The organism is Massilia sp. KIM (genome assembly GCF_002007115.1).
Classification (GTDB): domain Bacteria; phylum Pseudomonadota; class Gammaproteobacteria; order Burkholderiales; family Burkholderiaceae_D; genus Telluria.
In genome coordinates, this window is sequence record NZ_MVAD01000001.1 from 3,081,605 (window position 1) to 3,103,027 (window position 21,423).

Annotated in this window: 18 protein-coding genes; 3 read left to right on the plus strand and 15 right to left on the minus strand. The window is 67.9% G+C overall.

Translation table 11 applies throughout. The features are described from left to right. Positions 1 to 3 precede the first annotated feature (3 nt). The 12 genes from B0920_RS13440 to mraZ are packed head-to-tail and all read right to left on the minus strand — an operon-like array spanning position 4 to position 13,820. A complete protein-coding gene (locus B0920_RS13440; protein WP_229455620.1) occupies positions 4 to 972 on the minus strand; it encodes a D-alanine--D-alanine ligase in 969 nt (322 codons plus the stop codon). A 10-nt stretch (positions 973 to 982) separates the two neighbouring features. After that, on the minus strand, positions 983 to 2,371 hold the full coding sequence (murC, locus tag B0920_RS13445) for a UDP-N-acetylmuramate--L-alanine ligase (protein WP_078032979.1): 1,389 nt from the start codon (positions 2,369 to 2,371) through the stop codon (positions 983 to 985). 6 nt (positions 2,372 to 2,377) lie between these two features. After that, a complete protein-coding gene (gene murG / locus B0920_RS13450) occupies positions 2,378 to 3,472 on the minus strand; it encodes an undecaprenyldiphospho-muramoylpentapeptide beta-N-acetylglucosaminyltransferase (protein WP_078032980.1) in 1,095 nt (364 codons plus the stop codon). Further along, a complete protein-coding gene (gene ftsW / locus B0920_RS13455; RefSeq protein ID WP_078032981.1) occupies positions 3,469 to 4,686 on the minus strand; it encodes a putative lipid II flippase FtsW in 1,218 nt (405 codons plus the stop codon). The genes murG and ftsW overlap by 4 nt, the downstream gene beginning before the upstream one ends. Continuing rightward, the gene (gene murD / locus B0920_RS13460; RefSeq protein ID WP_078032982.1) at positions 4,686 to 6,185 is read right to left on the minus strand and encodes a UDP-N-acetylmuramoyl-L-alanine--D-glutamate ligase; all 1,500 of its coding nucleotides are present in this window, start codon (positions 6,183 to 6,185) and stop codon (positions 4,686 to 4,688) included. Before murD ends, ftsW begins: the two co-directional genes overlap by 1 nt. Continuing rightward, on the minus strand, positions 6,185 to 7,354 hold the full coding sequence (gene mraY, locus B0920_RS13465) for a phospho-N-acetylmuramoyl-pentapeptide-transferase (RefSeq protein ID WP_078032983.1): 1,170 nt from the start codon (positions 7,352 to 7,354) through the stop codon (positions 6,185 to 6,187). The genes murD and mraY overlap by 1 nt, the downstream gene beginning before the upstream one ends. A gap of 1 nt (position 7,355) precedes the next feature. Further along, positions 7,356 to 8,852, minus strand: coding sequence for a UDP-N-acetylmuramoyl-tripeptide--D-alanyl-D-alanine ligase (gene murF, locus B0920_RS13470; RefSeq protein ID WP_078032984.1), 1,497 nt, complete (start codon positions 8,850 to 8,852; stop codon positions 7,356 to 7,358). Beyond that, positions 8,852 to 10,378, minus strand: coding sequence for a UDP-N-acetylmuramoyl-L-alanyl-D-glutamate--2,6-diaminopimelate ligase (locus B0920_RS13475; protein ID WP_078032985.1), 1,527 nt, complete (start codon positions 10,376 to 10,378; stop codon positions 8,852 to 8,854). The genes murF and B0920_RS13475 overlap by 1 nt, the downstream gene beginning before the upstream one ends. Beyond that, positions 10,378 to 12,156 carry a penicillin-binding protein 2 gene (locus tag B0920_RS13480; protein ID WP_078032986.1) on the minus strand — a complete coding sequence of 593 codons (1,779 nt, stop codon included), beginning with the start codon at positions 12,154 to 12,156 and terminating at the stop codon, positions 10,378 to 10,380. Before B0920_RS13480 ends, B0920_RS13475 begins: the two co-directional genes overlap by 1 nt. Next, on the minus strand, positions 12,153 to 12,425 hold the full coding sequence (gene ftsL, locus B0920_RS13485) for a cell division protein FtsL (protein ID WP_078032987.1): 273 nt from the start codon (positions 12,423 to 12,425) through the stop codon (positions 12,153 to 12,155). Before ftsL ends, B0920_RS13480 begins: the two co-directional genes overlap by 4 nt. After that, the gene (gene rsmH / locus B0920_RS13490) at positions 12,422 to 13,384 is read right to left on the minus strand and encodes a 16S rRNA (cytosine(1402)-N(4))-methyltransferase RsmH (protein ID WP_078032988.1); all 963 of its coding nucleotides are present in this window, start codon (positions 13,382 to 13,384) and stop codon (positions 12,422 to 12,424) included. The genes ftsL and rsmH overlap by 4 nt, the downstream gene beginning before the upstream one ends. Positions 13,385 to 13,391: 7 nt before the next feature. Next, positions 13,392 to 13,820, minus strand: coding sequence for a division/cell wall cluster transcriptional repressor MraZ (gene mraZ / locus B0920_RS13495; protein ID WP_078032989.1), 429 nt, complete (start codon positions 13,818 to 13,820; stop codon positions 13,392 to 13,394). Positions 13,821 to 14,313: 493 nt separating this feature from the next. On the opposite strand from mraZ, the gene B0920_RS13500 reads away from it, so the two are divergent. Further along, positions 14,314 to 15,264, plus strand: a complete 951-nt coding sequence (locus B0920_RS13500) for an AAA family ATPase (protein WP_078032990.1) — start codon at positions 14,314 to 14,316, stop codon at positions 15,262 to 15,264. Positions 15,265 to 15,474: 210 nt separating this feature from the next. Here the strand turns inward: B0920_RS13500 and B0920_RS13505 are convergent, their stop codons facing one another. Next, positions 15,475 to 15,918, minus strand: coding sequence for an Lrp/AsnC family transcriptional regulator (locus B0920_RS13505; RefSeq protein ID WP_078032991.1), 444 nt, complete (start codon positions 15,916 to 15,918; stop codon positions 15,475 to 15,477). A 118-nt stretch (positions 15,919 to 16,036) separates the two neighbouring features. On the opposite strand from B0920_RS13505, the gene B0920_RS13510 reads away from it, so the two are divergent. Continuing rightward, a complete protein-coding gene (locus tag B0920_RS13510) occupies positions 16,037 to 16,660 on the plus strand; it encodes a LysE family translocator (RefSeq protein ID WP_179119157.1) in 624 nt (207 codons plus the stop codon). 22 nt (positions 16,661 to 16,682) lie between these two features. Here B0920_RS13510 and glpK read toward each other — a convergent pair whose 3' ends face one another. Further along, positions 16,683 to 18,170 (minus strand): glycerol kinase GlpK, encoded by a 1,488-nt coding sequence (glpK, locus tag B0920_RS13515; RefSeq protein WP_078032993.1) that lies wholly within the window; start codon positions 18,168 to 18,170, stop codon positions 16,683 to 16,685. Between the two features lie 152 nt (positions 18,171 to 18,322). After that, positions 18,323 to 18,739, minus strand: a complete 417-nt coding sequence (locus B0920_RS13520; RefSeq protein WP_143745726.1) for a hypothetical protein — start codon at positions 18,737 to 18,739, stop codon at positions 18,323 to 18,325. A 293-nt stretch (positions 18,740 to 19,032) separates the two neighbouring features. Here B0920_RS13520 and B0920_RS13525 point away from each other — a divergent pair, with 293 nt between their 5' ends. Then, positions 19,033 to 21,342 carry a TonB-dependent receptor gene (locus tag B0920_RS13525; RefSeq protein ID WP_078032995.1) on the plus strand — a complete coding sequence of 770 codons (2,310 nt, stop codon included), beginning with the start codon at positions 19,033 to 19,035 and terminating at the stop codon, positions 21,340 to 21,342. Positions 21,343 to 21,423 lie beyond the last annotated feature (81 nt).

A 21,423-nucleotide genomic window follows, 5' to 3' on the forward strand; every position in this document is an offset into this window, starting at 1 on the left:
TTCCTATCCTTTCGCCTGACCCATCTTGAGGCGGGCGCTGCGCAGGATCTCCAGGCACAGGTCCTCGTAGCTGATGCCCTCCGCGCGCGCCGCCATCGGCACCAGCGAGTGGCTGGTCATGCCGGGCGAGGTGTTCACCTCCAGCAGGAAGGGACGCATGTCGCTCTCGCGCACCAGCACGTCGATCCGCCCCCAGCCCTCGCAGCCGAGCGCGCGGTAGGCGTTCACGGCGTGGCGCTGGATCTCCTCGGTCAGCTCGGCCGGCAGGTTCGCCGGGCAGTGGTACTGGGTGTCGTCGGTGAAATACTTGTTGTTGTAGTCGTAGTTGCCTTCCGGGGCCACGATCTCGACGATCGGCAGCGCGCGCGCCGAGGCGCCGGTGCCCAGCACCGCGACGGTGAACTCGCGGCCGGTGACGAATTCCTCGGCCAGCACCACTTCGTCGAAGCCGGCGGCCAGGTCGACCGCGGCCTTGAATTCCTCGGCGCGGTTGACCTTGGTGATGCCGATGGTCGAGCCTTCCAGCGGCGGCTTGACGATCAGGGGCAGGCCGAGCCGGGCCACGACCGCGTCCAGGTCGGCGCCGGCCTCGAGCGCCGCGTATTGCGGGGTCGGCACGCCGTGCATGATCCAGATCTTCTTGGTGGTGATCTTGTCCATGCCCACGCTGGAGGCCATCACGCCGCTGCCGGTGTAGGGGATGCCGAGCAGCTCGAGCGCGCCCTGCAGGCTGCCGTCCTCGCCGTAGCGGCCGTGCAGCGCGATGAACACGCGGTCGAAGTTCTGGGCCGCCAGCTCGGCCAGGCTCTGGGTGCCCGGATCGAAGGCATGGGCGTCGACGCCGCGGCTCTTGAGGGCGTTCAGCACGCCGGTGCCGGACATGATCGACACGTCGCGCTCGGCGGAGCGTCCGCCGAACAGCACGCCGACCTTGCCCAAGGAAGCCGGATCAAGTGGAGTGTTTGCGTTCAGGGTCACGGTGTCAGGCCTTTGCATTGGTCAGTTGATGGGGGACGCCGCTGATCGAGCCGGCGCCCATGGTGATGACGACGTCGCCGTCGCGCGCCACGTTCAGGATGGCGGCGGGCATGTCGGCGATCGCCTCCACGAAAATCGGTTCGGTCTTGCCGGCGGTGCGCAGCGCGCGCGCCAGGGCGCGGCCGTCGGCGGCCACGATCGGCGCCTCGCCGGCCGGGTAGACGTCGGACAGCAGCAGCACGTCGGGCGTGGCCAGGACTTTCACGAAGTCCTCGAACAGGTCGCGCGTGCGGCTGTAGCGGTGCGGCTGGAAGGCCAGCACCAGGCGCCGGCCTGGATAGGCGGCGCGGGCGGCGGCCAGGGTCACCTCGGTCTCGACCGGGTGGTGGCCGAAGTCGTCCACCAGGGTGAAGCTGCCGCCGGCCGGCAGGGCGACCTCGCCGTAGCGGGTGAAGCGGCGGCCGACGCCGCGGAATTCGAGCAGGCCCTGGGCGGTGGCGTCGTCGGCGATGCCGATCTCGCGCGCGATCGCGATCGCCGAGCAGGCGTTGAGCACGTTGTGCATGCCGGGCTGGTTGAGCACGAACTTGGTGTCCGGGAAGCCTTCCTGGCGCACGGTGAAGTGCATCTGCACGCCCTCGGCGTAGGCGTCGAAGGCGCGCACTTCGGCGTCTTCCGAGAAGCCGTAGGTGGTCACCGGCTTGGTCACCTGGGGCAGGATGCCGCGCACGTGGGGGTCGTCGATGCACAGCATGGCGCGGCCGTAGAACGGCAGGCGGTGGGTGAAGTGCACGAAGGCCGCCTTGAGCTTCTCGAAATCGTGCTCGTAGGTGTCCATGTGGTCGGCGTCGATGTTGGTGATCACCTCGATCATCGGCGACAGGTTCAGGAAGGAGGCGTCCGACTCGTCGGCCTCGGCGACGATGTACTCGCCCGAGCCCAGCTTGGCGTTGGCGCCGGCGCTGTTCAGGCGCCCGCCGATCACGAAGGTCGGGTCCAGGCCGCCCTGGGCCAGCACCGAGGCCACCAGCGAGGTGGTGGTGGTCTTGCCGTGGGTGCCGGCGATCGCGATGCCGCGCTTCAGGCGCATCAGTTCGCCCAGCATGATGGCGCGCGGCACCACCGGGATCTTGCCGGCGCGCGCCGCCACCACTTCGGGGTTGGCTTCGTTGACGGCGGTCGAGGTCACGACCACGTCGGCGCCCGCCACGTTCTCGGCCTGGTGGCCGAGGAAGACGCGCGCGCCCAGCTGCTCCAGGCGCTGGCTGGCGGCGTTGCTGTTCAGGTCAGAGCCCGAGACTTTATAGCCGAGGTTCACCAGCACTTCGGCGATGCCGCTCATGCCGCTGCCGCCGATGCCGACGAAATGGATGTTCTTGATCTTGTGCTGCATGTCGTCTCAGTTCCTCACTTCTGCCAGTCGCTCGAGTTCGCGCGCGATCGCCTCGTTGGCGTCGCGCTTGCCCACCCGGTGCGCCGCCTCGGCCATGGCCAGGCAGCGCTCCCGCGTCGTCGTTTGCAGCAGGCTCGCCAGCCGCTGCGGATTCAGTTCGCCCTGCGCCAGGTGGACCGCCGCGCCCTGCGCGTCCATCCACACCGCGTTGTCGCGCTGGTGGCTGGTGGTGCTGGCGACAAACGGCACCAGCACGCTGGCCACGCCGGCCGCGGTCAGCTCGGACACGGTGATCGCGCCGGCGCGGCAGATCACCAGGTCGGCCTCGGCGTAGGCGGCGGCCATGTCGTCGATGAAATCGACCACCCGGGCTTCTACCGCCGCGGCGGCATAGCTGGCGCGCAGGGCCTCGATGTTCTTCTTGCCCGACTGGTGGGTCACGACCGGGCGCACGGCCGGGTCGAGCAGCGCCAGCGCGGCGGGCACGGCGTCGTTGAGCACCTTGGCGCCCAGGCTGCCGCCGACCACCAGCACCTTGAGCGGGCCGGCGCGGCCGGCGAAACGCGCGCCCGGCGCCGGCAGGTCGAGGATGGCCTGGCGCACCGGGTTGCCGGTGACCACCGCCTTGCCGGCCGCCTTGCCGAAATCAGCCGGGAAGCCGAACAGCACCCGGTCGGCCATCGGCGCCAGGGTCTTGTTCGACAGCAGCAGCGCGGCGTCGGCGTTCACCAGGGCCAGCGGCACGCCGCGGGCGCGCGCCATCATCCCGCCCGGCACCGTGACGTAGCCGCCCATGCCCAGCACCACGCTCGGCTGGCGCCGCGCGAGGTAGCGGCGGCAGGCGAAGAAGCTGCCGATCATCTTGAAGGCGCCCCGGATCGTATGGCCCATGCCCTTGCCGCGCAAGCCGGCGAAGTCGATGCTGTCCATGGCGATGCCGGCCTTGGGCACCAGCTCGGTTTCCATGCCGTGGGCGGTGCCCAGCCAGCTCACTTCCCAGCCGCGCGCGCGCATGGTCTGGGCGATCGCGATGCCGGGGAAGATGTGGCCGCCGGTGCCGGCCGCCATGATCATCAGGCGCTTGGGCGAAGACTGGCTCATACCCGCCCTCCCCGCATCCGCACCCGGTTCTCGTAGTCGATCCGCAGCAGGATCGCCAGGCCGACGCAGTTGAACATCACGCCCGAGCCGCCGAAGCTCATCAGGGGCAGGGTCAGGCCCTTGGTCGGCAGCAGGCCCAGGTTCACGCCCATGTTGATGAAGGTCTGGGTGCCGATCCAGATGCCGATGCCCTTGGCGGCCAGGCCGGCGAAGGTCTGGTCCAGGGCGATGGCCTGGCGGCCGATGTCGAAGGCGCGCTTGACCAGCCAGTAGAACATGGCGATCACCACCAGCACCCCGGCCAGGCCCAGCTCTTCGCCGATCACGGCCATGATGAAGTCGGTGTGGGCTTCCGGCAGGTAGAACAGTTTTTCCACGCTGCTGCCCAGGCCGACGCCGAAGAACTCGCCGCGCCCGAAGGCGATCAGGGAGTGGGTCAGCTGGTAGGCCTTGTCCAGCGCATGGTCTTCCTGCCAGGGGTCGAGGTAGGCGAACATGCGCGCGCGGCGGAAGGGCGAGAGCGCGATGATCGAGGTGAAGATCAGCACCAGCAGCGCGCCGATGCCGCCGAACCAGACGATGTTGATCCCGCCCAGGAACAGGATGCCCATGGCGATGCAGACGATGACGCCGAAGGCGCCGAGGTCGGGTTCCAGCAGGAGCAGCATGCCGACCAGGCCGATCGCCACCATCATCGGCAGGAAGCCCTTGGTCAGCTTGTGCATGTATTCCTGCTTGCGCACGGTGAAGTCGGCGGCGTACAGCACCACCGCGATCTTCATCAGCTCGGACGGCTGCAAATTCATGACCTTGAGCGGCAGCCAGCGGCGCGCGCCGTTGACCGTCACGCCCAGGCCGGGGATCAGGACCAGGGTGAGCAGCACCAGGGTGCCGATGAAGAGCATCGGCGCCCACTTCTGCCAGACCGCGATCGGAATGCGGAACACCACCGCCGCGGCGGCCATCGACACCGCGATGTACATCGCCTGGCGGTAGAGGAAGTATTCGTTCTTGTCGTTCAGGTACTCGAACTTGGGCGAATCCGGCAGCGCGATCGAGGCCGAGTACACCATCACCAGGCCGAACAGCATCAGGAGCACGGTCACCCACACCAGCGGCTGGTCGTACTCCATCATCTTTGACGGACGGCTGCGCGCCGCGATTGTCGCGTCGCTGGCCGAGCCGGAGAACTTGAAGGGCAGCTGGAAGGCCATCAGATCTCCTGCCCTTTCTCGAGCGCGATCTCGCGCACGGCGTCGACGAACACCTGGGCGCGGTGCGCATAGTTGGTGAACATGTCCAGGCTGGCGCAGGCCGGCGACAGCAGCACGGCGTCGCCCGGCTTGGCCAGGCCGGCGGCGCGGCGCACCGCTTCCGGCAGGCCGGGCAGGTCGAAGCAAGGCACGCCGGTCGGCTCGATGGCGGCGCGCACGCTGGGGGCGTCGCGGCCGATCAGGAGCACCGCGCGCACGTGGCGCGAGGCAGGCATCGCGAGCGGCGCGAAGTCCTGGCCCTTGCCGTCGCCGCCGGCGATCAGGACGATCTGCTGGTCTTCGCCGGCGAAGGCCTTGCCCAGGCCTTCCAGCGCGGCCACGGTGGCGCCGACGTTGGTGCCCTTGCTGTCGTCGTAGTAGTCGACGCCCTCGATGCTGGCGACCAGCTCGACGCGGTGCGGTTCGCCGGCGTATTCGCGCAGGCCGTGCAGCAGCGGCGCCAGCGGCAGGCCGCAGGCGCGGCACAGGGCCAGCGCGGCCAGGGCGTTGGAGGCGTTGTGCAGGCCGCGGATGCGCAGCGCGTCGGCCGGCATCAGGCGGTTGACGGTGATCTCGACCGGCTCCGGCGCTTCGCCCTTCTTGCGTTTCTTTTCCGGCTCGTCGTTGTGGGCGACCGCGTTGGCCAGCCACAGCACGCCGCGCTCGCTCACCAGGCCGAAGCTGTCCGGCTCGGACGGCTCGTCGGTGCCGAAGGTCGCGACCTGGGCGGCGCCGGCCGCCATGCGCATCACGATGGCGTCGTTGCGGTTCAGGATGCGCACCGTGTCCGGCCCGAAGATGCGGGCCTTGTCGGCGGCATAGGCCTGCATGCTGCCGTGCCAGTCGAGGTGGTCCTGGGTCAGGTTCAGGACGGTGGCGGCGTCGGCCTGCAGGCTGAAGGTGGTGTGCAGCTGGAAGCTGGACAGTTCCAGCACCCAGGCCTGGGGCAGCTCGTCGCTGGCCAGCACTTCGCGCAGCACGTCCAGGGCGGCCGGGCTGATGTTGCCGGCCACGCGGGTGCTCAGCCCGGCGCGGCGGCACAGCAGGCCGGTCAGGCTGGTGACGGTGGTCTTGCCGTTGGTGCCGGTGATGGCGATGACTTTCGGCGCATAGCCGCGCTCCTGGCGCAGGTGCGCCAGGGCCTGGGCGAACAGCTCGATCTCGCCCCACACGGGAATGGCGCGCTCTTGGGCCGCCGGGGTGATGGCGGCCAGCTCGCGCTCGGGCGCCAGGCCTGGGCTGACGGCGACGAAGTCGACGCCCTCGAGCAGGGCCGCGGCGAACTCGCCGCCGACGAATTCGGCGTTCGGCACCGCCTGGCGCAGGGCGAACAGGCGCTGCGGCTCGGTGCGCGTGTCGGCGACGCGCACGCGCGCGCCGCAGCGCGCCAGCCATTGCGCCATCGCCAGCCCGGATTCACCCAGGCCCAGTACCAGTGCGAGTTTGCCTTCGTAGTTCATCAGCGCAGTTTCAGAGTCGACAAGCCAACGAGGATGAGCATCATGGTCACGATCCAGAAGCGGACGACGACCTTGGTCTCTTTCCAGCCCTTTTGTTCGAAGTGGTGGTGCAGGGGCGCCATCAGGAACACGCGGCGGCCCGCGCCGTAGCGCTTCTTGGTGTACTTGAACCAGCCCACCTGGATGATCACCGACAGGGTCTCGGCCACGAACACGCCGCCCATGATGAACAGCACGATCTCCTGGCGCACGATGACGGCGATGGTGCCGAGCGCGCCGCCCAGGGCCAGCGCGCCGACGTCGCCCATGAACATCTGGGCCGGGTGCGCGTTGTACCAGAGGAAGGCCAGCCCTGCCCCGGCCATCGCGCCGCAGAAGATCAGGAGTTCGCCCGCGCCCGGGATGTAGGGGATGAACAGGTATTTCGAGTAGGTCACGCTGCCGGTCAGGTAGGCGAACAGGCCGAGGGCGCCGCCCACCATCACGGTCGGCATGATCGCCAGGCCGTCCAGGCCGTCGGTGAAGTTAACGGCGTTGCTGGTGCCGACGATGACACAGTAGGTCAGTGCGATGAAGCCCCACACGCCGAGCGGATAGCTGATCGACTTAAAGAAGGGCACGATCAGGTCGGCCTTGGGCGGCAGGTCCATCGAGAAGCCGGATTCGACCCAGGCGTAGAACAGGCGCGCCACTTCCCAGGGGTTGGCGGCCGAGACCGAGAACGCCAGGTAGAAGGCCGAGGACAGGCCGATCAGCGACATCCAGAAGTATTTCTCGCCCGAGCGCATGCCTTCCGGGTCCTTGTAGACCACCTTGCGGTAGTCGTCGACCCAGCCGATGGCGCCGAAGCCCAGGGTCACCACCAGCACCGGCCAGATCAGGCGGTTGGACAGGTCGGCCCACAGCAGGGTCGAGATGCCGATCGCGATCAGGACCAGCACGCCGCCCATGGTGGGGGTGCCGTGCTTGGTCAGGTGGCTTTGCGGGCCATAGGTGCGCACCGCCTGGCCGACCTTCAGTTCGGTCAGCTTGCGGATCACCGCCGGGCCGCACAGCAGGCCGATGAGGATCGCGGTGATGGTCGCGAACACGGCGCGGAAGGTGATGTAGTTAAACACGCGCAGCGGACCGATGTAGTCCTGGAAGTACTGTGCAAGCCAGAGAAGCATATTAGTGGGCGTCCTTGCCAATAGGGGTTGATCCGGTCAGGTGCTGGACCACGCGTTCCATCTTCATGAAACGCGAGCCCTTCACCAGGACAGTTACGTTGCTATTGCCGCCCAGTGTTGAATCCAGTGCTGCCAATAAATCGTCGAACTGCTCGTAATGCCGTGCTCCCGACGCCGCGAGATGGCGCGCCAGCTCGCCGGTCGCGAGCACGTGTTCGATGCCCTTGCTCTGGGCGTAGGCACCGATTTCCTCGTGAAATTCCTTGCCTTGCGCGCCGACCTCGCCCATGTCGCCCACGACGAGGATGCGCGGTGCCGGGCAGGACGCCAGCACGTCGATGGCGGCGCGCATGGAGTCGGGGTTGGCGTTATAGCTGTCGTCGATGACGGTGGCGCCGTTCGCGGCCTGCTTGCGCTGCAGGCGGCCGCCGACCGGGGCGAACTGCTCCAGGCCGCGCACGATGGCCTCGACCGGGATGCCGGCCGCCAGGGTGCAGGCGAAGGCCGCCAGGGCGTTGCGCACGTTGTGCACGCCGGCGGCTTGGAGCTTGACGGTGCAGGTGGCGGGAGCGTCGGCAGCGCCAGCCGCGGCGCCGTCGTCCCCGCGCAGGCGGGGACCCAAGTTCGCCTGCGCAGTCGCATGCGCGTCCGCTGCGGGCGACGCATCGGACTTGGGCTCCCGCCTGCGCGGGAGCGACGTTGTTATATGTAGGGTGTGACCAAAGTCATTCGCGGTGTAGCTGGCGCGCACGTCGCAGTCCTCGGTGAGGCCGAAGGTCAGCACCTCGCAGGCGCTCAGGCCGCGCCACAGGTCCGTATAGGTGTCGTCGCCGGGGAACACGGCCACGCCGTCGGCCGGCAGGGCCTGCAGCACCGAGCCGTTCTCGCGCGCCACCGCTTCCACGGTGTGCATGAATTCCTGGTGCTCGCGCTGGGCGTTGTTGACCAGGCCCACGGTCGGCGCGGCGATCGCGCTCAACCGGCCGATCTCGCCCGGGTGGTTCATCCCCAGTTCGACCACGGCCGCGCGGTGCTGCGGACCCAGGCGGAACAGGGTCAGCGGCACGCCGATCTCGTTGTTCAGATTGCCCTGGGTCGCCAGGCGCGCGTCCTCGCCCACGGCCGCCGCCAGGATCGAGGAGATCATTTCCTTGACCGTGGTCTTGCCGTTGCTGCCCGTGACCCCGATCACGGGGATCGCGTACTGGCGGCGCCAGTGGTTGGCGATTCTGCCCAGCGCGCCCAGGGTGTCCGGCACCACGATGGCCGGCAGGGTCCAGCCCTCCGGCAGGGCCTCGGCCACCACCGCGGCCGCGCCGCTTGCAGCGACCTGGTTCAGGAAGGCGTGGGCGTCGAAGGTCTCGCCGCGCAGGGCGACGAACAGCATGCCGGGCTTGACGCTGCGGCTGTCGGTCGACACGCCCTCGAAGGCCGTGTCGCTTCCCGCCAGGCGGGCGCCCGGGATGGCGGCGACGAGTTGTGCGAGCGATCCGCGCATCAGTGGGTCCTCAGCATGGTGAGCCGCGCCGTGAGGGCGAGCGCGGCGTGGTCGGCGTCCGAGAACGGCATCTTCCGGCCCTTGATTTCCTGGTAGGCCTCATGGCCCTTCCCCGCCAGCAGGATCACGTCCTGCTTGCCGGCCTGCTTCACCGCCAGCAGGATGGCCGCGGCGCGGTCTTCCACGGTCTGCCAGCGCGAAGTCGGATGCTGCGGGTCCATGCCGGCCACGATCTGGGCGATGATGGCCGCCGGCTCCTCGCTGCGCGGGTTGTCGCTGGTGACCAGCACCTGGTCGGCCGCCTGGGCGATGGCGCCCATCTGCGGGCGCTTGCCCGGATCGCGGTCGCCGCCGCAGCCGAACACGCACCACAGCTGGCCGCCGCGTTCCTGGGCCACCTGGCGCAGCGCTTCCAAAGTCTTTTCCAGCGCATCCGGGGTGTGGGCGTAGTCGATCACGACCATCGGCGCGTCCTGGCCGCCGATCTGCTGCATGCGTCCGGGGGCCGGGGTGAGCGCCTCGATGGCCTCGACCGCCGCCTTGAGGGCGACTTCCTTGGCCAGCAGCGCGCCCAGCACCGCCAGCGCGTTGCTGACGTTGTAGTGGCCGACCAGCTGGGTGCGCACGGTGGCGCTGCCGGCCGGGGTGTCGACCTGGAATTCGGTGCCGGCGTTGCGGCTGCGCATGCCGCTTGCGCGCAGCACCAGCACGCCCTCGGGCGCGGCCTCCGGCCTGATGGTGTAGCCCATCAGGACCAGCTGCGGGTAGTTGGCGCGCAGGTGGTCCACCAGGCGCAGGCCGGCCGGGTCGTCCAGGTTGATCACCGCGTGCTTCAAGCCGTCCCACCCGAACAGCTTGACCTTGGCCGCCTCGTAGCTGGCCATGTCGCCGTGGAAGTCGAGGTGGTCGCGGGTCAGGTTGGTGAAGATCGCGACGTCGAAATGCATGCCGGCGGCGCGGTCCTGCACCAGGCCGATGGACGAGGCTTCGATCGCCAGCGCGGTGGCGCCCTGCTCGCGCAGCTCGGCCAGTTTCTGGGCCAGCAGCACCGCGTCCGGCGTGGTGTAGCCGGTGGCGTCGAACTGGGGTTCGGCCTTGCCCTTGACCAGGCCCACGCCCAGGGTGCCGATCACGCCGGCGGTCTCGCCCAGGCGCGCCAGGCACTGGCTGGTCCACAGGGCGCAGGAGGTCTTGCCGTTGGTGCCGGTGACGGCCACGGTGAACATGGCGCGGTCAGGCTGGTCGAGCACGGCGTGGGCGATCGGCCCGGCGTTCTTCTTGAGATCGGGGACGGCCAGGTGCGGCACCGCCAGCGAGGCGTCCCAGCTGAACCCGTTCTCTTCATAGACGACGAAGGCGGCGCCGGCGGCCACGGCCTGCGCGATGTAGGCGCGGCCGTCGGCGGCCTCGCCGGGATAGGCGAAGAACACGTCGCCCTGGGCGACGCGGCGGGAATCAGAAACGAGACGGCCGCCTGGTGCGGCGGCGCGGATCCTCTGGCAGATGTCGTTCAGGCTCAAGGCCATCACATGCTCTCCTCTAGGGGATGTTCCGGAATGATGATGTCGGTGACCGAGGAGTCGGGCGGCACGTTGGCCGCCCTCAGCGCATTGGAGAACAGGTCGGCCGCGGTCGGCGCGGCCACGCTGCCCCCGGTGCGCAAGGCTCCCCGCGGGTTGTCGACCATGACCGCGATCACGAAGCGCGGCTTGGACATCGGCGCGATGCCCACGAAGTAGCCGATGTTGTCGGTCTTCGAGTAGCGGCCGTTGACGATCTTTTCGGCGGTGCCGGTCTTGCCGCCCACGCGGTAGCCGGCCACCTGGGCCTTGGACGCGGTGCCTTCAGGGCTCACCACCGATTCGAGCATGGTGCGCACCTGGGCCGCGGTCTTGGGCGAGATGACCTGCTGGCCGACCGGCTCGTCGTTCACCTTGAGGAAGGACAGCGGGATGATGTCGCCGTCGCGCGCGAACACCATGTAGGAGCGCGCCATCTGCAGCAGCGACACCGACAGGCCGTGGCCGAAGGACATGTTGGCGTATTCGATCGGCTTCCAGGATTTCCAGGGGCGCACGCGGCCGGCGGCGGCGCCCGGGAAGCCGAAGCGCGGCGCCTGGCCGTAGCCCAGCTTGGTGTACAGCTCCCACATTTCCTGCTGCGGGATCAGCTGGGCGATCTTGACGGTGCCGACGTTGGACGACTTCTGGATGATGCCGCCCACGGTCAGGTGGTCCTTCGGGTGCATGTCGCGGATGGTGCGGCCGGTGATCGTGATGCGGCCGCCCGAGACGTCGAACACGGTGTCCGGGGTGATGCGCTTGGTCTCCAGGCCGAGCGCCACCGTCATCGGCTTCATGGTGGAGCCGGGCTCGAAAGTGTCGGTGATGACGCGGTTGCGCAGCTGGGCGCCGGTCAGCTTGGAGCGGTCGTTCGGGTTGTAGGTCGGGTAGTTGGCCATGGCCAGCACCTCGCCGGTGTGCACGTCCAGCACCACCGCGCCGCCGGCTTCGGCGTTGAACTTCTCGACCGCGTTCTTGACGCTGGTGAAGGCGATGTACTGCAGCTTGCTGTCCACCGACAGGGTCAGGTCCTTGCCCTGGTGCGGCTCGCGGAACATGCCCAGGTCCTCGGCGATGTGGCCGAGGCGGTCCTTGATCACGCGGCGGCTGCCCGGCACGCCCATCAGGGTCTTCTGGTGGAACAGCTCCATGCCTTCCTGGCCCACGTCCTCGACGTTGGTGAAGCCGACCAGGTGGGTCATGGTCTCGCCCTGGGGGTAGAAGCGCTTGTATTCCTTGCGCGTGTCCAGGCCCTCGATCTTGAGCTTCTCGATCTCGGCGATGACCGGCATCTCGACCTGGCGCTTCAGATAGACGAAGGTGCGGTCGGAATCGAGCTTCTTGCGCAGCTCGGATTCCGGCATCTCGAGCAGGCGCGCGAGCGCGCTGATCTTTTCCGGCGGGTTGTTCAGCAGGTCTTCGGGGATCGCCCACACCGCCTTCACCGGCAGCGAGGAGGCCAGCACCTGGCCGTTGCGGTCCAGGATGCGGCCGCGCGTGGCCGGCAGCTCGAGGGTGCGCTCGTAGCGCGACTTGCCCTGCTTTTGCAGGAACTGGGTCGACATCCCCTGCAGCCACATGGCGCGCACGCCCAGCGCCAGGAAGGCCGCGAACAGGGCGAACAGCACCAGGCGCGAACGCCAGTCGGGCAGGCGCACGGCCAGGACCGGGCTCTTGGAAAAAGCCACGCCCTTGGATGCAGCCACCCTTGCGCTGCCTGCTCTTGCCGCGCCGCGCGTCATTTGCCGCCTTCCGTGAGGTATTGGGTACGCGCCGGCGTCAGCGGCGTCATCTTCAATTCCGTACGCGCGATCTGCTCGATACGTTCGTTCTTGCCCAGCGTGGACTGGTCCAGCTGCAGCTGGGCCCAGTCGATGTCGAGCTGGCGCGCCTGCTGCTGCAGGCGTTCCAGTTCGATCAGGAGGTGGCGCGCCTGGTAGCGCGCATTGATGACCGAGAGCGCGCAGCTAACCAGCAGCGCGCTCAGGACGATGTTCAGCTTGGCGCTCATGCTGTCCCTCCCGGCAGGCGCTCGGCCACGCGCAGCACCGCCGAGCGGGCGCGCGGATTCTCGTCGACTTCGAGGTCGGAGGGCTTGATCTTGGCCACCAGTTTCATCAGGGGCTGGGGCAGGTCGACGGCGCGGATCGGCAGGCGGCGGTCAGGCTGGGCCACCTTGGCCTTGGACGCGAAGAACTGCTTGACGATGCGATCTTCGAGCGAATGGAAGCTGATGACGGACATGCGTCCACCCGGCGCGAGCATGGCGTAAGCGGCGTTCAGACCTGTCTCGAGGTCTTCAAGCTCTTGATTGATGAAAATCCGGATAGCCTGAAAGGTCCGGGTCGCTGGATCCTTGCCCTTTTCCCGGGTCTTGACCGCGTCTGCCACGATTGCGGCAAGCTGTCGTGTGGTCGAAACTGGCTCGATTGCCCGGCGAGCAACAATCGCCTTTGCAATCTGAAAAGCATACCGTTCTTCTCCATAATCGCGGATCACTTTCTCGAGTTCGGTTTGGGGCGCGGTCGCGACCCAGTCGGCCGCCGACATGCCGCGCGTGGTGTCCATGCGCATGTCGAGGGGGCCGTCCTGGCGGAAGCTGAAACCGCGGCTGGCGTCGTCCACCTGGGGCGACGAAATACCCAGGTCGAGCAGGATGCCGTCGACCTGGTCGATGCCGCGCGCTGCCAGCGCGTCGCGCATCGTGGCAAAACTGTCATGCACAATACTGAAGCGGGCGTCCTGCACCGCTTGCGCGGTGGCGATCGCCTGCGGGTCCTTGTCGAAGGCAAACAGGCGGCCACTGTCGCTCAGGCGCGACAGGATCAGCCGGCTATGGCCTCCACGGCCGAAGGTGCCGTCTATATAAGTACCTGAAGAACGTGCGCCCTCGAGGTTGAGCGCGTCCACTGCTTCGTCCAACAGCACCGTGCGATGCTGGAATGCTGGCACCGTGATTTTTTCCGTCATCGGCGCCTCAGAACGAGAAGTTGGAAAGGACATCCGGCATGCCACCGGCCACGGCTTCGGCCTCGTCCTCGGCCAGCTTGGCGGCATTCCAGATTTCGAAGTGCGAGCCCATGCCGAGCATCATCACTTCCTTGTCGAGCCCGACCGCATTGCGCAGCTCGGGCGAAATGAGCACGCGGCCGGCGCTGTCGAGTTCGACATCCACGGCATTACCGAGGAAAATGCGCTGCCACGCCCGGGCCGACATGGGCCAGGCGGCAATCTGCTTGCGGTGCTCTTCCCAGACGGGACGGGGAAAGAAAAGCAGGCAACCGTGTGGGTGTTTGGTGAGCGTCATGCGGCCTTCGCACTGGGACAAGAGGGCGTCACGGTGCTTGGCCGGGATGGACATCCGGCCCTTCGCATCGAGATTGATCGCTGACGCGCCCTGGAACACGTATTTACCTAGCTTTTGGAGGGTTTTAAATGATGTTGTTGTAGGTGCCGCGCGGCAGGATTTCTCCCACAATTCGACACTTTTTCACACTGTTTCCCACTTTAGTGGAAGCAATGTTGGTGGTCAAGCGAATTCACGCTTGGCAAAAGCGAAATTTGCTAATGAAACCAATGACTTAGGAACAGGTGTTGAACGCATGACATGCCAAAATGTCTCGTAAAATTAGGCACTTACACAACGGTGTGAAGGTGGCGCATCATATGTAAACCGGGTGTTTACGTTTGACTAACTTCAAGCAGTCACAAAATATTGATGCAAAGAAACAACTGTTTCGGAGCAGAATAGGCCCTTGTGGAAATTGCGGCGCCGCCTGGGACGCGTTACGATGAGGTCAAGGCGACGACCCACCTGCCTATGGCCCGCTCGGCAGGACGGCGAGCCCTGCCTGAGCTGGCCGAAGCGGACCGCCTGGTCCGTTGCCAAGGAGACAGCCGTGAGCATCACCCTCGCCCGTACCCGCGCGGTCTACGACCTGACCGATGTCCAGGAAGCGGCGGACCGCAACCGCGGCCGCTCCCCGGAACTCGACGCGTTCTACGAGCGCATGCTGGAGTCCGGGGCCGAGCGCTTCGTGACCACCCCCTCCTCCCTCGACGCCCTCGATCCCCTGTTCGAGGAATGCCCGAATTTCGACGAAGTCGTGGACGACCTGGCGCGCTACCTGCGCCTGGCCCATGCCGGCGACAAGGGTTTCAACGTCATGCCCATCCTGCTGCTGGGCGGCCCCGGCGTGGGCAAGACGCATTTCGCCAAGCGCCTGGCCAAGGCCATGTCCACCGAGTGCGAACTGATCAGCATGAACGCCCTGTCGGCCGGCTTCGTCATCACCGGCAGCTCGGCCAGCTGGCGCGGCGCCAAGTGCGGCAAGGTGGCCGAGCGCCTGGTGCGCGGCAAGTACGCCAACCCGGTGGTGGTGCTGGACGAGGTGGAAAAAGCCAGCGGCTCGAGCCAGTCCGACCCGCTGGCCGCCCTCTACCAGCTGCTGGAGCCCGAGACCTCGAGCGCCTTCCGCGACGAATTCATCGACGTCGAGCTCGACGCCAGCCAGATCTTCTGGGTGCTGACCGCCAATTCGGTGGAAGGCATCCCCTCTCCCCTGCTCAACCGCATGGCGGTCTACGAGGTGCCCAAGCCGACACCGGAGCAGGCCGCCGGCATCGCCCAGCGCATGTACCGCCACCTGCTGGCCGAGCTGAACCTGAGCGGTTTCGACGACACCCTGGCCGACGCCGTGCTCGACAAGCTGGCGCCGGTCTCGCCGCGCGACCTGAGGAAGACCCTGATCGACAGCCTGGGCTATGCCGTGGCCGACGGGCGCGGCCAGGTGAGCGTCGACGACATCCGCCTGCGGGGAACGCCGCGCAGATCGCGTATCGGGTTCTGACACATCCGGCTCCGCATCTCCTGGCAGGCCCATGCGTGCGGCCTGCGGGCGTCAATTATGCCATCGGCATAGCGGATCCAGCGCACCAGCACGGTGCGCGCGACCGGTTTTTTTTGCCTGATCCTTGGTAAATTGCTTTGGCCCAAGCTTTGGGGAAAGGCGGCAACAGCTGCGTCGATGGACTGCTTCCCTGCCGGCCGCGCCCGCGCCTCAAGCGCCGCGCAAGACCTTGCGCTGCACCGAGGACGAGAGAATCAGCGAGGTTGAGGTGACGCCGCAGCGGGTGAATTCGGCGATTACCTTTTCCAGCTCGCCCACCGAGCCCGCGACCACCTTCACCATGCTGCAGTCGTCGCCCGTGATCGAATGGCATTCCACCACCTGGGGCAGCGCGGCGGCCACGGTCTCGACCGGCGTGTCGTGCGCGCCGCGCGCGATGCGGATGAAGGCGGCGATGCCGTAGCCTAGCGAGGAAGGATCGACCGTGGCGTGGTAGCCCGTGATCACGCCGGCCGCCTCCATGCGCCGCACGCGCTCGGCCACCGCCGGCTGGCTGAGGTGCACCCGGCGGCCGACTTCGGCCAGGGTGAGGCGGGCGTCCGCCTGCAGATGCTCGAGGATACGCCGGTCCTTGGCGTCAAGCGCGATGTTCATTGCCGATCCCGTTCTTTTCCTTGAAAGCCAAGGCGCACGCGGCCCTGGAACTTGCATTATCCATTCAAGCCGCTTTCCTTGCCGAGTAGACTGTTGCAACACTCGACAGGAGAACAAGATGGGATGGGAGACGTATCTGATGTTCGTGCTGACCACCGGGCTGGTGTGCCTGACGCCGGGGCCCGCCGCCCTGCTGGTGGTGGCGCAGGGCATGTCCACCGGGCTGCGCGGAGCCTATGCCGCCACCGCCGGCATCGCGCTCGCCAACGCGTTCTATTTCGCGCTCTCGGCCACCGGGCTGGCGGCGCTGCTGGTGGCCAGCAGCACCCTGTTCTCGATCATCAAATGGCTGGGCGTGGCCTACCTGTTCTGGCTCGGCATCGGCGCCCTGCGCAACCGCGCCGGCGGGCTGACGGTCGCGCCGGCGGGAGCGGAGAGCGGCGGCTGGCGCGCCTTTCGCCGCGGCGTGGTGCTGGAGCTGTCCAACCCCAAGGCCCTGCTCTACTTCGTGGCCCTGCTGCCGCAATTCGTCGACCCGGCGCGCCCGCTGGCGACCCAGATGCTGATCTGCGGCGCCACCACGGTGCTGCTCGACTTCGGCGCCTACAGCGTCTACGCCTGGCTGGCCAGCCGCACCCGCCGCTTCACCGCCAACGCGGGTTTCGTGCGCAATACCAACCGCGCGGCGGGCCTGCTCCTGATGCTGGCCGGCGGCATGATGGCCACCCTGCGCGCCGCCTGAGCGCCGCGCTCCAGGCCCTGGGTCAGGGCGTCTCCCAGCCCTTCGCGTGCTCGACCGCGCGCGCCCAGCGCGCCAGCAGTTCGGCGCGGCGCCCGGCCGGCATCTGCGGCTCGTAGCGGCGTTCGGCGCGCCACTGGGCGGCGATGGCCTCAAGCGAATCCCAGAAGCCGACCGCCAGCCCGGCCAGGTAGGCCGCGCCCAGGGCCGTGGTCTCGGTCACGCGCGGGCGCACCACCGGGATCCCGAGCAGGTCGGCCTGGAACTGCATCAGCATGTCGTTGCGCGCGGCGCCGCCGTCGGCGCGCATCTCCAGCACGGCGCAGGCGGCGTCCTTCTGCATCGCCGCCAGCAGCTCGGCGCTCTGGTAGGCGATGGCTTCGACCGCAGCGCGCGCGATGTGGGCGGCCGTGGTCCCGCGCGTCATGCCGAGGATGGCGCCGCGCGCGTACTGGTCCCAGTGCGGCGCGCCGAGGCCGGTGAAGGCCGGCACCAGCATCACCCCGCCGCTGTCCGGCACGCTCGCGGCCAGGGCTTCGACCTCGCTCGAGGCGCGGATGATGCCCAGGCCGTCGCGCAGCCACTGCACCGTGGCCCCGCCCATGAACACGCTCCCCTCCAGCAGGTAATCGGTGGCGCCGCCGATGGTCCAGCCCACGGTGCCGAGCAGGCGGTTGTGCGAGACCGGCGGCGCGTCGCCCGCGTGCATCAGCATGAAGCATCCGGTGCCGTAGGTGTTCTTGACCAGGCCCTTGCGGTGGCAGGCCTGGCCGAAGGTGGCGGCCTGCTGGTCGCCGGCGATGCCGGCGATCGGGATCGCATGGCCGAACCACTCCTCGGCCGCCAGGCCCACCACCTCGGAACTGGCCACCACCTCCGGCAGGACGGCGGCGGGGATGTCGAACAGCGCCAGCAGCTCCTCGTCCCAGCGCAGGCGGCGGATGTCGAACAGCATGGTGCGCGAGGCGTTGCCGACGTCGGTGACGTGGCGTCCGCACAGGCGGAACACCAGCCAGCTGTCGACCGTGCCGAAAGCCAGCTCGCCGCGCTCGGCGCGCTCGCGCGCGCCGGGAACGTGTTCGAGCAGCCATTGCAGCTTGGTGGCGGAAAAATAGGCGTCCACTTCCAGGCCGGTGCGCTGCTGGATCAGGGCCGCCTTGCCCCCGGCGCGCAGGGCGTCGCAGGCCTGGGCGGTGCGCCGGTCCTGCCAGACGATGGCGGGAGCCACCGGTTCACCGGTGGCGCGGTCCCACAGGACCGTGGTCTCGCGCTGGTTGGCGATGCCGATGGCGGCCACCTGCTGCGGCCGGATGCCGGCCTGGCCCAGGGCCTCGCGCGCGCAGTCGCGCTGGCTGCGCCAGATGTCGAGCGGGTCGTGCTCGACCCAGCCGGGCTGGGGGAAATGCTGGGGAAACTCGCGCTGGCAACTGGCCACCGGCAGGCCCTCGTGGTCGAACACGATCGCGCGCGAGCTGGTGGTGCCCTGGTCGAGGGCGAGGATGTAGCGGTCCATCGGCTGGTCTCCTGGCTTGGCGTGGCGGTCGCTGGACGCCGTCACGCCTTGGTGTCACCCGATTTTACGACAGCCTCGGCCTCGGCCTCGGCCTTGGCCTTGGCCTGGACGTCGCTCCGGCCTCGGCCCCTGACTCGGGCACTGCCGCCGCCTCAGCGCAGCGCCGCCACGCCGAAAACCGCCAGCAGGGTGACCACGATGGTCCAGAACACGATCCCGGCCGCCAGCAAGGCCAAGGACGAGCGGCGCGGCAGCTTGAGCGCGCCGGCCAGCAGGGCGGCGAACACGGGGCCGATCAGCAGGGGACCGAGCAGGCCGATCGCCCACGGCCCCTTGCGCGTCAGCCAGGCCGACATGCGCCCGCCCTCGCCGCTCTCGCCCTTACGCCAGAAGAACAGGCGGCGGATGCCGCCGCCGACGAACATGGCGGCCGTGGCGCCGGTGAAGGCGCCGGCGATCGCCACTGCCGCCAGCACGGCCGGCGGCAACTGCAGGTGGAAACCGAGCGGTATCGCCGCCCACAATTCGATGATCGCCAGCGCGAATACGCCCAATATGCTCTCTGCCATCTTGCACTCCTTGCTAAGGGGTTGTCGTGATGGCTGTCAGCCTAAGGGGCTGGCAGGCGGCCGGGGCCGGAATGCGACGATGCACGAAAGCGGAGGCCCAGGACGCCGGAACACGCGCCCGAACGGGATCGGGGGCAGTTTTTTGGTCGAATGACAACACGGATCCACTTACATTGTCGTAAATATGACGCATTTGACATTCTTTCATTGATGAAACAAACGACCGTTCAGTAAACTCCATGTCTTTACAAAAACGCTTACCGGCGCCCGCTCATCCCCCACCAAGGACACGCATGAACACTCACCGCTCCCGCCCGTCTACCCCGATCCGCCACACCCTGCTGTGCATGGCCATCGCCGCCGCCTTCCCCGCCCAGCTCGCCCTGGCCCAGGACAGCGCCCAGGAAGGCGCCCCGGCCCAGGACGCCCCCGCGGCCAAGCGCGAGGGCGGCCAGCGCCTGGACGTGGTGATCGTGACGGCGCAGCGCCGCGCGGAGAACATCAAGGACGTGCCGATGTCGATCACCACCGTCAGCGGCGACAAGCTCGACACCCTGACCGCCGCCGGCTATGACATCCGCTTCCTGTCCGGCCGCTCGCCCAGCCTGAACATCGAATCGGACTACGGCCGCTCCTTCCCGCGCTTCTACATCCGCGGCCAGGGCAACACCGACTTCGACCTGAACGCCTCCCAGCCGGTCGGCCTGGTGGTCGACGACATCGTGCAGGAAAGCCCGATGCTCAAGGGCTTCCCGGTGTTCGACGTAGAGCAGGTCGAAGTCCTGCGCGGCCCCCAGGGCACCCTGTTCGGCCGTAACTCGCCGGCCGGCGTCATCAAGTTCGACTCGACCAAGCCGGTGTTCCGCACCGAGGGTTACTTCAGCGCCGGCTTCGGCAAGGACGGCGTGAAGAACGCCGAAGGCGCCTTCAACCTGCCGCTGAGCCAGACGGTGGCGGCGCGCGTCTCGCTGCAGTCGCAGAACCGCGACGACCGCGTGCACAACCCGCGTCCGACCGGCACCCGCGACTTCGAGGGCTACCACGACAACGCCGGCCGCCTGCAGGTGCTAGTCAAGCCGAACAAGGAGTTCAGCGCCCTGTTCAACATCCACGCGCGCGACCTCGACAACAACGCCACCCTGTTCCGCGCCAACATCATCAAGCAGGGCACCAACGAACTGGTGGACGGCTTCGACTTCGGCAGCTACCCGAGCGATGGCGTCAACGTGCAGAAGCTGCGCACCAAGGGCGGCAGTGCGCGCCTGCGCTGGGACCTGCCGAGCGTGACCCTGCACTCGATCACCGGCTACGAGACGGCCGACTTCTACAGCCGCGCCGACGTCGACGGCGGCTACGGCGCGGTCTACGCCCAGCCGATGGGGCCCGGCTACATCCCCTTCGTGGTGGAGACCGCCGACCTGCTGCCGGCGCACCGCCAGTTCACCCAGGAGTTCCGGGTCGAGTCGAACGGCGCCGGCCCGCTGCAGTGGATCGGCGGCCTGTTCTACTTCAATGAAGACATCCGCATCGACAGCATCAGCTTCGACTCGCTGGCCCCGGGCAACCCGCAGAACCCCTTCTACGCGACCCAGGACCAGTCGACCAAGTCGTGGGCGGCCTTCGGTTCGGTGAACTACACCGTGTCGGACAAGCTCAAGCTGCGCGGCGGCCTGCGCTACACCAACGACAAGAAGGACTTCTCGGCGCGCCGCGTCGAGGCCACCACCGCCGGCCCCTTCATCATCAATGACGAGTCGAACAACGTCAGCTGGGACCTGAGCGGCACCTACGCGCTGGACGCCGACACCAACCTGTTCGCCCGCGTCGCCACCGGCTACCGCGCGCCCAGCATGCAGGGCCGCCTGAACGGCCTGGCCGACCGCCCCTCCTTCGCCGACGCGGAAGAAGTGCTGTCGTACGAAGCCGGCATCAAGAAGGAACTGTTCGACCGCCGCGCGCGCCTGTCGGCCAGCGTGTTCCACTACCGCGTCAAGGACAAGCAGCTCACCGCCGGCAGCGGCGTGATCAACATGAACCAGCTGATCAACGCCGACCGCGTCACCGGCCAGGGCGTGGAGCTGGACTTCCAGGCGGTGCTGTCGGACTCGCTGCGCATGACCCTCGGCGGCAGCTACAACGACACCGAGATCAAGGACGCCTCGCTGTTCGTCCAGCAGTGCGGCAACTTCGCCAACACCGGCGGCCGCGCCGGCTGCACCGTGACCAACCCGGTCGGGCCCTTCCCGGGCACCGTGCGCATCGACGGCAACCCGCTGCCGCGCGCGCCGCGCTGGCAGGGTAACTTCACCCTGCGCTACAGCATCCCGCTGGCCAATGGCGACTTCTACGCCGACACCGACTGGGCTTACCGCAGCAACTACAACATGTTCCTGTACGAAGCCAAGGAGTACAAGGCCAAGTCGCTGATGGAAGGCGGCGCCCGCGTCGGCTACAAGTGGGCGAACGGCAAGTACGAGCTGGCAGCCTACGTGCGCAACATCACCGACGAGGTGCAGGTGCAGGCGGCGATCGACTTCGACAACCTGACCGGCATCGTCAACGATCCGCGCACCTACGGTGTGCAGTTCCGCGCCAACTTCTAAGCGCAAGCCCACAAAAAAAGCCGTCCCCGCGCAAGCGGGGACGGCTTTTTCACACCGGCGCGGCTCAAGATCCAGGGACCT